The organism is Rhodopirellula maiorica SM1, assembly GCF_000346295.1.
Taxonomy (GTDB): domain Bacteria; phylum Planctomycetota; class Planctomycetia; order Pirellulales; family Pirellulaceae; genus Novipirellula; species Novipirellula maiorica.
The window spans coordinates 1-13,534 of the sequence record NZ_ANOG01000043.1; the positions used below are offsets into that span (position 1 = coordinate 1).

A 13,534-nucleotide genomic window follows, 5' to 3' on the forward strand; every position below is an offset into this window, starting at 1 on the left:
GAGCTGGCCGGTGCGATTTCGTAGACACGGTCGAAATGACGCTGAGCTTCACCCTCATTCCCACGGGAAACCAATAATTGTCCCAAATCGAAGTGGGCTGCGGCGTTAAACGAATCCAATTCGATCGCACGGCGAATCGAAAGGAGAGCCGCATCGGGATCACCGAGCGTATTTTGCAAACGCCCCAGCGACCGCCAGGAATCAGAATGATTGGGGGTCTTGGCGACCCGCTGTTGCAACATTGACAACATGGCCAACTGCCCCTGACTGGGCTGTCCATCACTGGATCCAGCTTTTTCCAGTGCCGAATCCTCAGCGAACGCTGGGGTGTGACCTTGGACGAACAAACCGGATGCCAAGGTGACACACAACCATGCGACGCCACAGGCGAATCGCGAGTAAGTCGTGAGAGAAGAATTTGAAAGCATTAAATCGATGCAACTATCAAAAAATCGTAATGGCAAACGAATCTGTCTGGCGTATTGCGACCGGGATGAGGTAGTGTGCCGGTGAAGTGACCGAGGCTTGGCGTTCCAAGTACTTAGTAACACGCGGTCCCCGCGAATTACCACCCCGATTCACGATGGTCGTGGATCTCATCGCCAACAACCAATGGGTCGCTTCTCTATTCCCTCGCATGGAGCTTGTTTACGGATGAACGATCAAAAACGAATTAGACGGATAATCGCAGTCGTCGTCGCAGGGGCTGCGATCTCAACCACGGCACAGGCTCAGGGCCTCGGCGGTGCACTCTCAGGAGCTCAAGCTCAAACGCAGCAACGTGTCCAACAACAGGTCCAGGCACAAGTTCAGCAGCGAGTTCAGGGACAGGTACAGAATCAAATTCAATCGCAAGTGCAGGCTCAAGTCCAAGCTCAGGTCCAGCAACGCGTGCAAGCTCAAATCGCAGGCAACGTGACCGCGCGAGTGAACAATCAAATCGAAGCGACGGCACGCCAAGCGGCTCGTTTGGCCGCCCGGGCTCAAGCGACTGGCAAAGCCGCATCGTCTGCGGCTCTGTCGACCGCCGCGAATACCAACGTCGATGCCAATGCCAGTGCCAACGTTAATGGCAACGCTCGCATCGGACAAAACCAAATCGCGGCGTCAAACAACACCGAAGCACGTGTCGGCGTTTCGGCGGCCGCGATCCAAATCACTCACGGCGACGTGGCGGTTTATGATTCGATCTTTGGTCAATTCAATCCACTTCGCACCGCCGCAGTCATCAAGACCAACGCTCAAGGGCACGCCCACACGGCGGCGGGCACGGCGTCCCACATTGCCGCCGCAGGTCAAACCAGCGCCGATGCGGCGTCCAGCAACGCCACAGCGGTTGGCGGAAATCTGTTGACTTCGGGCGAAGCGGCCATCGCGGGTCAAGCTTCCGCATCAGCACAGACACAGAGCCACACAAGCGGCGAATTTGGCATCGCGGGAATCCTGGATGCCAACGTCGATCTGTCAGCGATGATCGCAGTCGCGGCACGCCAACGACGTGCCGAGATTTCGCAGATGCGTGATCAAGCAATCGCATCGGCCAACGCGGAATTGATGGCCCACGCCGACGCGATGGAAACGCAACTCGCTGCTTTTGCATCGGCACAACAACAAGCTGTCGCGCAAGCTCGAGGGACTGCCAAGGCGGCTGCACAAAGTGCGGCTTCGACCAACGCCGCCGTTAACGCCAACGCCAACGGTTCAGCCACCGTTCGCTAACGTAGCACAGGCTGCCAGCCTGTCAGCAATCATTTCCAGTAGTGAATCTTGTCAAAGATCACTACCTACAAAAAGTCCGCTCTGGATTGGATCCCCACGGATCTCAATCCAAGCGGACTTTTTTCATAAACGCCATGCTACGGCGATTGCTCTTGGATGCTACTTTTTGTAGCGGCGGTCTTCGGGATTGCCAGCTGCCATCAGGTAGGCGATCAAGTCACGAATCTCATCCTTGCTAAGCGCGTCCAGCAGTCCTTCGGGCATTTGCGACACCGTCGATGGCTCCATCGCCTCGATCTCGTCTTTCGCGACCACGATTGGTTTGTCAGTCGCTTTGACCGGATAGACCTCGATCTTGTCACCTTTGTCGACCACGATTCCGGTTACGATTTGACCGCTGTCAACGAGTACATTGGTCGAACCGTATTGATCCGAAATGTCCTTGCTGGGATGCACGATCGCCTCGACCACATACCGCTGATCAAACTTGTTCGGGATGCTGGTCAAATCGGGTCCAACGCCGCCACCTAAACCGGCCAAGCGGTGACATTTGCCACATTCTGCGGCGAAGAACAAACTTCGGCCTCGCTCGAAATCAGGCTTGCCACCGGTCGCCGCCAATACTTCGTCCAGCTTCCATTTTTTTCCTGGTCCTTTTGGCGGAGTGATTTCAAAGTCCGGCACGGGATTGAAATCTTCGCCGGTGATGTCCTGAAGTGCCTGACGCTCTTCGTTGGAACAGGTCTGCAGCGCCTCGCTTCGCATGTTTTCCAAGAACCCAGGGTAGCTGGCGCCACCGGAGCCCTTGGCGGCTCGATTCAGAAATTCGAAATAGGCTCGTCGCTGATCCACCGTCCAACCGGTCGCCAAATTCCGCAATTCAAACGCCAGTGCAATCTCTTGCGATGGCGGTGGGTTTTCACGCATCTTTTCGATGTTCGCCCCGTAACCTCGGTTGCGACTTGCCAGCTCTTCCCAATCCGGAATGACCGGCTCGGATCCCTCGGTGATCAACTTCATCGCCTTGCTGATCACGGTTGGCGAACGCAAATAAACCAGGATCGTGACAAGCTCACGATTTACATCCGGCGATTGATTCGGCAGCAATCCATCCAGTTCCGCGATGACTTGTTTTCGTTGTGCTTCGCTTGGTTTGCCCAAGCGGATGAAGGTCAATTGATAGGCTCGCAACAACCCCAGCAGCTGCATTTCCGAAAGCTCGGCGGGTTCCATCGCCAACAAATTGTCGAGCAGTGGGGCTTGATGACTCGAATTACCCACTCGCGCAAGTGCTACCGCCGAGGTGATTTTGCTTTGCACACCCGACTCACTCAGCGCCCGATCGGCCCACTCGGAAACCGGTTGCGACTCGATCGCAACACGTGCTGCGTTGCGAATGAAACGGTCTTCGCTTGCCAGATAGGGCCAAGCGGTCTCGACTGCTTTCGCGTCAACGTGACCGTGAAAGGCTTCCAGCATTCGCCGCGTCTGGCGAGCCTTGCTGTCCGCCGCATCCGGATCGGTTGTCGGAGCCGCAGTCGACTCGTCACCCACGTAGCGCACACGGAACATTGCCGAAGCGGCGCCACGACCGCCGACGGTAAAGTAAAAGTGTCCATCCGAACCGATCACCGCATCAGTCACGGGAAGCGGCGTGCCGTAGACGAACGGCTCACTTTCTCCGGTGTACCCGGCACCGTCGGGCGTCATATGAACAGCGTAAATCGTTCCAAACGTCCAATCCAATGCAAACAGTGCGGCTTGGTACTTCGTGGGAAATTTCGCACCGATTCCCGAGACAACGCCGGTGGGCGAACCCGGACCGATATCCACGACGGGCGGCAAACTGTCTTCGAAATAAGGACGCCATTTCCCGCTGCCACTTCGCCATCCATAGTCGCCACCGCTGACGACTTGGCAAATCCGCGTGGGGCGATACCACGGCATCCCCATGTCCCATTCCATGTCGGCATCAAACGTGAACATGTCGCCAAAACGGTTTAGCGCCACGTCATACTCGTTACGAAATCCGATACAGATTAGCTCTTGTTCTTTTGTTTCAGGATCCAATCGTGTGACCCAACCACCGGGAGCCAGCCGGCCGCGGGCATGACCGCGAGCATCCCACATCCGCGGCAACAAAAAGTCTTCGTCCCATGACTGAACTCGCTTCGATGCGACGTCGCCCATCGGCGCATGGTTTCCGCCGACCATATAAATGCCCTTGCCGTCTTCGGTCAAAATCAACGCATGATTGCCATGCTCACCGCCGCCGGTGCGGCTCGGGTAACGCTCGGCAGTGTCGAGCTTGCCATCTTGATCGCTGTCGGTCACGCGATACAAATGGCCGCCGTTGCGATGCACCCACAATGAATCAAACGCCCATAACAAACCTTGAGCTCCCGAGAGGACTTGGCCGCTTTCGGGATCTTTCACCCCAATCGGTTCGACCTTGGTTTGGCCATCGACGAGGGTGATATGAAAGATTCCTTTACCGGCCTGATCGCTGGCAAAGAAACCGCCACTTGCATCGGTGGCCAAGCAAACCCAGCTGCCTTCGGATTTTGGGACCTCGTACAAACGCTCGATCACAAAGCCTGGCTGCGTGATGATGTGGCGAGGATTTAGCGGATCGTTGCTACCGCCGGCTGCGTCGGAATAGTTAGGAACGAACCAAGGACCAACCCCCAGCTTACCGGCAACGTGTATCGTCCCGCTGGCCCAAGCCGATGGGTTGGTTGCTGCGGTTTGCCAGCCATCGGTGACGTTATCGGCGATCTTCCATGACTTGTCCGAAACAACCGTCGTCTTGCTGTTGTTCGCCAATTCCGCCGTCATTTTGAAAACCAACGCCGCGACACCTTCGTCGTTCTGGCCCTGGACCGCAATCACGTTCTCGCCGACATGCAGGTGTTTTGCCACATCGGTTTCGACCGGTTCCTGCCAAGCGTCGCTCTGCGCCACCAATTTCCCGTTGACCCAAACCTTCACATGGTTGTCACAAGTGGTATACAAGGGAGCCGATTTGGCGGCCGCCGCAAGCGAGAACGATTTGCGAAAATACAGTTTCTGATTCCTCGTCGATTTCTTGCTCCAGATCCACTGAGCTTCGGGGGCGCCGGTCAACCACTCTTTCTTGGCGTCGGGTGATTGTGGAATCGCCACTGCGTCATCGCTGCCTGGGGCGGCAGTGGAATTCGATAGTTTGCGAACAAGTTGCTGGCCCGATTCCGCGTCAAGGTTTCGCAGCAACAGGTTGCGGAACTCGACTTTCATCGCGGGTCCGGCGTGCAACTGCAAACCGAGCACGCCTTTTCGCATGGCTTTGGGATGATCGTCGGTCACATCGACGGTGGTCACTCCATTGACTTGATGGATCATGCGATTGCCCACCGCAACGATCCGCAAATCGTTCCACTGAGTGTCAACAAGTTGCTCATTGGCGGGCAACTTGGCGAGCACCTTCTTTTCGCCATCGGCGGTGATCTGAATCTTTTGCCCACGAGTGGCGATGATGCCGCGGTTGGCAAACTTTTCACCATACATCATGCCAAAGTAGTTTTGACTTGGATGCAAATCCGCTTGGTATCCCGCCAGCACAAATCCGTCTGCATCGACGACATCGCTACGGTACTGGACGCCCGAGTTATTGCCCTCGAAACGGACTTTGCAACGGAATTCAAAATCGGCAACCTCGCCATCTTGCCACACCAAAAACGTGTTGCCTTGGGTCGGATTGTCGGCAGTCGTTTGGCCGACAATCGCGCCTTGCGAAACCGACCAAAATCCATCAACCCCTTTCCATCCGGAAAGATCCTTTCCGTTGAATAGGATTTGAAATTTCTCGGTATCGGAGGCGTTTTTTTCCGAGGGATTGACCGCCCAACAGGCTGTCGCGGCAAGGAAAAGAAACAGCAAAGAGGGAACGATGGAACGCAGTGGCATCGAAATTCGGCGGGGATAGTGGAAGGAAAGGAGGGGGAAGCACCACACGAGCAGGAGACACAGAGTGGGACGCACCAGTGTATACAGAGCGAATCGCAAAGTCTATTTAGCACCACCACAAATGAGGGGAGGGGATTAATGCTTAGCATTGCCCCCTCACATCGGGTACATTTGAAGTCTGCTTGCTATTTGCCTGCCTCGCCTCTCGCCCCACCTACGAATCATGTTTCTCGTGCCCCCCTCGAGACTTTTGCTTGGGAATCTTCGCTGCGCAGACGCCATCTGCTTATCCAAATTGGTGGTTCTATCGGCATTGCTATGCACCGCCTCTGCGTGGGGCGATGGAAACACGGTCGCGATGACGGAACAAGAAGAACATTTTTTCGAGCAACAAGTGCGACCGGTACTGCTCGAACGTTGCGGTCAATGTCATGGCCCCAAAAAACAGCAGGGAGGCTTGCGAGTTGATTCGCTTCAATCGCTACTGACCGGTGGAGATAGTGACGCGGCGATCGTGCCAGGGGATGCCGCGGCCAGTTTGCTCGTTTCGGCGATCCGTCGTGAAGGCGGCTTGGAAATGCCACCCAACAAAGAGCTGGCGGAACACGAAATACGCACCATCGAGGCCTGGATTGACAGTGGTGCTCGATGGCCTGCGGATTTAGTGCCGCCCGCTGAGCAAAGACCCCGCCACCGCAAGGATCACTGGGCGTTTCAAGCGGTAAAGCAAACAGCGATTCCTAACGTCCAAAACCTTGCCGACGCCAAATGGATTCAGACACCGCTTGATGCGTTTATCGCGGCCCGACGGAACGAACATGGCTTGCCGCCATCCGCGCCTGCGGATCGTCGCACGTTGATCCGCCGAGTGACGTATTCATTGACCGGTTTGCCGCCGACGCCCGACGAGGTTACCGCATTCGTTCACGATGACGATCCGCTGGCGTACGAGAAACTTGTAGAACGATTGTTGCAGTCGCCGCACTATGCCGAACATTGGGGACGCCACTGGCTTGATGTCGCTCGCTATTCGGACACCAAAGGTTATGTGTATGCACGTGAAGAACGATTTTGGACCCAGGCCTGGACATATCGGGATTGGGTTGTCAAGGCGATTCGCGACGACATGCCATACGATCGTTTTCTGTTGCTGCAAATCGCAGCGGATCAGGTCGCCGATAGCCAACCGGAGGACTTGGCGGCGATGGGGCTACTGACATTGGGACGTCGCTTTCTGGGCGTACGACGTGATGTGATTGATGATCGCATCGATGTCGTCACCCGTGGAACGATGGGTTTGACAGTCGCCTGCGCTCGATGTCACAACCATAAATACGACTCGATTCCGACAGCCGACTACTATTCGCTATACGGTGTTTTCGACAGCTGTCACGAAAAACAAACCGTGCTGACAGACCCTCCTGGTGACGAAGCGTTTCAAGCCGAATTGGCAAAGCGACAACTGGCGTTGCAGGAAACGATGCAGAAACTCTCCAGCGAGTCTTCACAACGAGCCCGTGAACGCATTGCCGATTACTTGTTTGCGCAAACCGAGTTGCACAAATATCCCGCCGATGGTTTTGATCAGATATTCCAGAAATCGGATCTGCTGCCCGCGTTCGTGCGGCAGTGGAAAGACTATTTGCGTGCTGCGAAACAGAATCACGATCCAGTCTTTGCAATGTGGCATGCATACGCGGATCTCGAACCGGCCACGTTTGCCAGCGAGGCTGAAGCAGCCACTCGACGTTGGCACGCGTCGTCCACGAGGAATCAAAACGTCAACTCGAAAATTGCCGCAGCCTTTGGTACTCCGCCGCTCACGTTCCGCGAAGTCTGTGATCGATACGGGGAAGTGTTTGCACAAATCGATCCGGAGGTTAAGTCAGACGATGCCGATACCGAAGCGCTGCGGGCAGTATTGAATTCGCCGACGTGCCGCGTTCCTGAGAGTCCGATCTCGCATTGTGAAACATTCTTCGACAGTAGCAGTGTGACCACGCTGTGGAAGCTTCAAGGTTCCATCGACCGCTGGTTGATTGATGCCGCCGAGCCCGTTTCTGTCGCCGTGTCGCTCGTGGACCTAGCAACGCCGGTCGAACCGCGGATCTTTCTGCGCGGCAATCCATTGAAACTGGGCGACGATGTTCCGCGTCAATTTCTAAGCGTGATCAGCGGGCCAACGCGGCAACCCTTCCAAATTGGCAGCGGACGACTGGAACTAGCCCAAGCCATCATCGATCCACAAAATCCGCTAACCGCACGAGTGATGGTCAACCGCGTTTGGATGCATCATTTTGGCACCGGCTTAGTGTTAACGCCCAGCGACTTTGGTGTGCGAGCTGATCCCCCCTCGCATCCGCAATTGCTCGATTGGCTGGCCGCAGAGTGGATACGAAAAGACTGGAGCCTCAAGTCGCTGCATCGTTTGATCGTGTTGTCGGCGACGTATCGACAAAGCTCGACGATGCCTGAAAACGCCGAACATAGGCAACGGTTAACCCGAGTTGATCCCGAAAACCGCTTGCTCTCGCGAATGAATCCGCGGCGTATTTTGTTTGAAGAACTTCGCGATTCGCTACTGCAAGCTTCTGGGACGCTTGATCGAAGCATCGGTGGCAAACCCGTAGATATGTTTGCGACTCCTTTTCCGAACCGCCGCAGCCTCTATGGACAAATTGATCGACAATACTTTCCGACAACGTTACGGATGTTCGATTTTGCTAGCCCGGATTTACATGTCCCCAAGCGAAACCAAACGACCGTTCCTCAACAGGCATTGTTCTTCATGAATCATCCGTTGGTGCTCCAGCGTGCTCGAGCGCTGGCGAATCTGGTGCGGAATGAACCGCCGCAGCAAGCGGTCACCCGAATGTTCGACCTCGCCTACCAGCGACCGCCGAGTGAAATTGAGATGGCCGACGCTTTGACGTTGTTAGATCATCCGATTTCCCAAGAGACGACTAAAATTAAAACCGGAGAACTCGAGTGGAGTTATGGTTTCGGGCACTTCGATTCGGAAACAAAGCGACTTGATGGATTCACGGAATTGCCGCACTTTACTGGCCAAGCCTGGCAGGGCGGCCCCTCTTTTCCAGATGCCAAACTCGGCTGGGTTCAGCTCACCGCAACCGGCGGCCATCCGGGAAACGATGTTCAGCATGCCGCAGTTCGTCGCTGGACCGCTCCACGTGCGATGGCGGTTGCAATTCGCTCTAAAGTCACCCATCAAGCAACCCCAGGTGATGGAATTCGTGCCAGTATCTTCAGCTCGTCGGGTGGACTGCTCGCATCGACCAGCCTCCACAAGGACGTCGTCGATATGAATGTCGACACGTTGACCTTGCAACCAGGCGAAACAATCGATTTCATCGTGGATATCAACAAGGTGCTCAATAGCGATCAGTACCTCTGGGAGATCACGCTCGAATCTTCGCCAAGCGAAAGCTGGAATGCCACGTCCGACTTCACGAAAGACACCGCCGAACAACTTGACGAACTTGAGCAGCTTGCTCAGGTACTGTTATGTACCAACGAATTCTTATTTGTGGATTAGCTTGATGACAGACCCGAATATCAACCGCCGTGATCTGCTGTCACGCTCCGCACTTGGACTAGGCTCACTGGCGCTGGCGGGCGTGTTGGACGACGATCAATTGTTGGCTTACGAAACGGGCACGCCAGGGTCGCTGGCTGCGCGATCGCCTCATTTCCCTGGTCGTGCAAAACGCGTCATCCACTTCTTTCTCAATGGAGGGCCTTCGCATGTCGATACCTTTGACCCAAAACCTGCGTTGGCAAAATACGCCGGCCAACCGCTCGCGAAGACGCTGACAACCGAACGCAAAACCGGTGCCGCGTTTCCATCCCCTTTTTCGTTTAAACGATATGGAGAATCGGGGATCGAAGTTAGCGAACTGTTCTCGCGAACGGCACAACACATTGATGATATCGCCGTCATTCGCTCGATGTACGCCCAGGTCCCCAATCATGAACCGTCGCTGATGCTGATGAATTGTGGCGACTCCGTTCAAACACGACCGAGCATGGGATCGTGGCTAATGTATGGCCTGGGGACCGAAAACCAAAACCTCCCCGGATTCATTTCCATGTGCCCCGGAGGATTGCCCATTAAAGACAACGAGAACTGGCAATCCGCGTTTCTGCCGGGCGCGTTTCAGGGCACCTACATCGATTCACAACATCGTGAGTTTCGTAAGCTCATTGAAAACATCGAACACCCTCAGGTGTCAAGTGATGTTCAGCGACGGCAATTGGATCTACTTCGCCGCTGGAATCACCAACACCTTCAGTCCCGCCACGACGCTCAATTGCAAGCCAGGATTCAGTCGTATGAGCTGGCGTTTCGGATGCAGCGAGATGCCAGGGAAGCGTTTGAACTTGCCGGCGAACCGCAGCATATTTTGGATCTTTATGGCTCCGGCGTACATGGGCGTCAAACCTTGATCGCGCGGCGATTGCTCGAACGCGGAGTGCGATATGTGCAGCTGTGGCACGGCGCGGGGCAACCGTGGGACAACCACGAAAAGATTGAAGACAACCACCGCAAACTGGCAGGCGAGTTGGACCAGCCGATTGCGGGACTGCTTACCGATTTGAAGCAGCGAGGCATGTTGGACGACACGCTAGTGTTGTGGGGCGGCGAATTCGGACGCACGCCGACGGTAGAACTGGGGTCCGGCGGTGCCTCGCTGCTAGGTCGTGACCACAATCACTGGGGATTCAGCGTTTGGATGGCTGGAGGTGGAATCAAAGGGGGAACGGTTTACGGCGCCACGGATGAATTTGGCTTCCGAGCGGAACAGAATCGCACCAGTGTTCATGATTTACATGCCACGATGCTGCATTGCTTGGGCCTCGATCACCAGCGTTTGACCTATCGTTATGCCGGCCGCGATTTTCGCTTGACCGATGTTCATGGCAACGTGATTCACGATATTTTGGCATGAGCATCCTGGTCATCCCTCATTGGACAACGCCACCTTTCAGGGAAACCAACTCGAATCGTAAGCAAGGGTAAATTGATTTTGATTCAGTCCCTCGCTGACGCTTCGGGTTGCGATTTTCAGCCACGCAGTGGCGGCAGCATGTAGCCTGGGGCGAAAGCCTCAATATCATCTTTGGCACCCATTGGGTGATGTTCGAGTAGTGGGATTCGCCACAATTCCCGTGTTTTCTCTTGAAGCACCAGGAACTCTGGCGAGTCCCACTACGATCGTAGATGGCCTTGAGCGACCGCTGGCACCTTGGGGGCGACCCATTACAATTCGGCGAACGGCAGCTTGCGTGGATCGATCGGTGTTCGAATCCACTGAATCATTTCTGCCAGAACTTGACCATTAAATCTAAAGAGACTTGTGTGGACTTTCCAGTAATCATGACAGCAATCTATGGAGTTTTTGTCGTCTTTGGAGGAGTCATGGGCTATGTCAAAGCTCAAAGCAAAGCTTCTTTGATCGCAGGCTGCATCACGGGCGGACTGCTTCTGCTGTCGGCATTCCTGATTGCCAGAGGCATCACCGTGGGGGCAATCCTAGGGATCGTTGTTTCGCTATTGTTGATTGGCCAGTTTGGCCCTTCGCTGCTGAAGAAGTTCAAGGTCATGCCAAACCTGCTCGTGGTCGTCCTGGGACTGATCACCGTTGGCACGCTCCTATTCCGTTTTTTCAACTAGGTTCCGCGAACCAAGGCGGACGGGGGCGTCGTTGGTGCCATGCGTCCATCGGTGCACGATAGAATAACGGCAGTACGGCGAGCCGTGGTGTGCATGCCGTGAGCATGCGAGTAGCAACCGGGAGCGTCCGAAGTGAACCAGCACCGTGTATTTATGCCCCAGGACCGGCGAGAGTTTCTTCGCACATCTGCCTGGGGCGCCGCAACGGCAGCCGCCGGTATGGGAATGTCTCGTGTGGGTTCGGCCGTAACGCCGGAGCTCACGACGCCCGCTCCGTTGCCGACTCGGCCTGCGGGCATCGAAGTGCTGATGCCGCGAGATCGAGTGCCGCTGTCGTTCATCATTGATGATTCGACGTGCTTGGTGAACATGGGACACTTTTGCACTCCACAGTTCGCGACCGCGTTGCCAAACCGCGCCGAGTATCAAAAACCGTGGCGATCATGGCCGCGTGAGATCCCCGATCGCTTTGTCCGCCAGTTTGGTCAGTGGTGTGCCGGCCAGGGGGTGAAAGGCAAGTACAGCATCGTCCCCAATCCAGCCTGCGTCGGTTGGCTGGACCGAGAATTGCCGGGTTGGTCACGTTCCGATTTGCAGTCCAGCTTGAAACTTGTCCGCGATTTGATGCTCCCCAACTGGGACATTCATCCCGAGATGATCACGCACACCCGCGTGATCGATCTGAAGACCGGCCGACCGATGCAGCAGATTAGCGCGGCAACGATGGAGAATTCGTATCCTCAGGAAAAAAAGAGTGTCGACGAATTGGCAGCCTATCTGGCCTATGCACTTCGCATCCTGAAGAACTGTGATCTTCCCTGCGAAGGAATCACCACTCCCGGTGGTTTTGGTAATTCGATGAAAGGCGAACTGCCGATCGCGGTCGACCAAGCGGTTCGCGACGTCTACGGCACCGATCTGCCTCACTATTTCAAATACGTCATCTCGGGCGACCAGAGTACGGAGCCCAAGCTCGAATATTTGCGTGGCGTGGGGAGCGACGACGTGCGGTTAACGGTGAACGTTCCGGCGGGAACGGGCGATTGGTTTGGCGGTTGGCAGGGCGATTCGCTCTCCGAACCGGATCGCTACTGCAATGCCACGGCAACCCGCGGCCGAATGGTCGAATTGATCGAGCGGCGGCAACCGGCGGTCATGATTTGCCATTGGCCGGGGATGTACAGCAACGGCAGCGAAGAAGGATTCAATTCCTTCAAAAGAGTCGTCCAGTCATTGGCGTCGCGATTCGCCGACGACACGATCTGGATGAAGATCAGCGAGATCGCCCGTTATTGGGCCGCCAAACAGTTGACCGAGATTCGCCGCGAGGGCAATCGGTTGACGCTGACGGCCCCCTTTGCTGCACAGCGATACACGTTGCAAATCGACGGCGGTTCGGGACCAGTAAGTCTCGATCGAGGAAACGATCGCACGCCCCTGCGTGAAGCAACAAGTCGATCGACACTGGATGCAGGGACATGGATCGCCAATGATCAAAACCTCGTCGCTTGTTTCGACCTGCCCAAAGGAACAAGCGAGCTCGTACTAGGAGCGACTTCCTAGAGCCCGCTCCGACAACCAATCACAAAGGACGCTGCGGCGAAGCCGAAGCTACGAAAAACGGATTAGAAATTCTTGCTAGACGCATATTGCCAGCACGGAAAAATCCTCCTTCGTGGATGTCTCGTCGGCGACATCATAACCGGAGGTGATATTCACAGCAGCCGGTGCATGTCCAATGCCATCCGCTTTGGTAGCGGCACGGCGCAAGCCGTCCGGTTGAGGCGAGTAAAACGTTCGAAATTTGACCGGGCGAGACCCCGCACCGTTCCGCTATGAAAACCACCTACCTAAACAGCTAGGCAGAATTCTTTCGGTCTATTAGTCGCTTTGGCGTTAGCAGCGCTGTTGATTTAGTCGTACGACGGACTTCCTAGTCCGTCGAATACACCAATGACGGACGAGGTAGTCCATCAGCCACCCCTCGCCATAGGAAACTTCGTTAAATCAACCGCCCGATAGCCACGGTTCCGACATTCAACCGGGGCTAGCGCCCAAACGGCCAACGTTGCAAAGCATTTCCCCCGTGTGTTGCAGTGTTTTCATAACGCGCCGCGTAAGTTTTGAGGTTGCGTTGTTCTCCGTGTTCCGGGCCAAAGGCCCAGCAGTTTGCCT

The 13,534-nt window shown here is 55.5% G+C and carries 7 protein-coding genes; 5 read left to right on the forward strand and 2 right to left on the reverse strand.

The annotated features are described in order from the left end of the window. A partial coding sequence (locus RMSM_RS01425; protein ID WP_040763487.1) for a tetratricopeptide repeat protein occupies positions 1-428 on the reverse strand: 428 nt, incomplete at its 3' end. A 226-nt stretch (positions 429-654) separates the two neighbouring features. Between RMSM_RS01425 and RMSM_RS01430 the strand changes: the two genes are divergently transcribed. Further along, a complete protein-coding gene (locus RMSM_RS01430) occupies positions 655-1,719 on the forward strand; it encodes a hypothetical protein (RefSeq protein ID WP_008690443.1) in 1,065 nt (354 codons plus the stop codon). Between the two features lie 159 nt (positions 1,720-1,878). Here RMSM_RS01430 and RMSM_RS01435 read toward each other — a convergent pair whose 3' ends face one another. Then, complete coding sequence (locus tag RMSM_RS01435) at positions 1,879-5,664, reverse strand: 3-keto-alpha-glucoside-1,2-lyase-like domain-containing protein (RefSeq protein WP_008690444.1); 3,786 nt, start codon at positions 5,662-5,664, stop codon at positions 1,879-1,881. A gap of 358 nt (positions 5,665-6,022) precedes the next feature. On the opposite strand from RMSM_RS01435, the gene RMSM_RS01440 reads away from it, so the two are divergent. From RMSM_RS01440 to RMSM_RS01455, 4 genes are all read left to right on the forward strand, one after another. Then, on the forward strand, positions 6,023-9,220 hold the full coding sequence (locus RMSM_RS01440) for a PSD1 and planctomycete cytochrome C domain-containing protein (RefSeq protein ID WP_236621959.1): 3,198 nt from the start codon (positions 6,023-6,025) through the stop codon (positions 9,218-9,220). Between the two features lie 4 nt (positions 9,221-9,224). Then, positions 9,225-10,634: a DUF1501 domain-containing protein gene (locus RMSM_RS01445; RefSeq protein ID WP_008690449.1), complete on the forward strand. Its 1,410-nt coding sequence runs from the start codon at positions 9,225-9,227 to the stop codon at positions 10,632-10,634. A 272-nt stretch (positions 10,635-10,906) separates the two neighbouring features. Further along, positions 10,907-11,359, forward strand: coding sequence for a TMEM14 family protein (locus RMSM_RS01450; protein WP_052031442.1), 453 nt, complete (start codon positions 10,907-10,909; stop codon positions 11,357-11,359). Between the two features lie 132 nt (positions 11,360-11,491). Beyond that, a complete protein-coding gene (locus RMSM_RS01455) occupies positions 11,492-12,922 on the forward strand; it encodes a hypothetical protein (protein ID WP_236621960.1) in 1,431 nt (476 codons plus the stop codon). Positions 12,923-13,534: the final 612 nt, after the last annotated feature.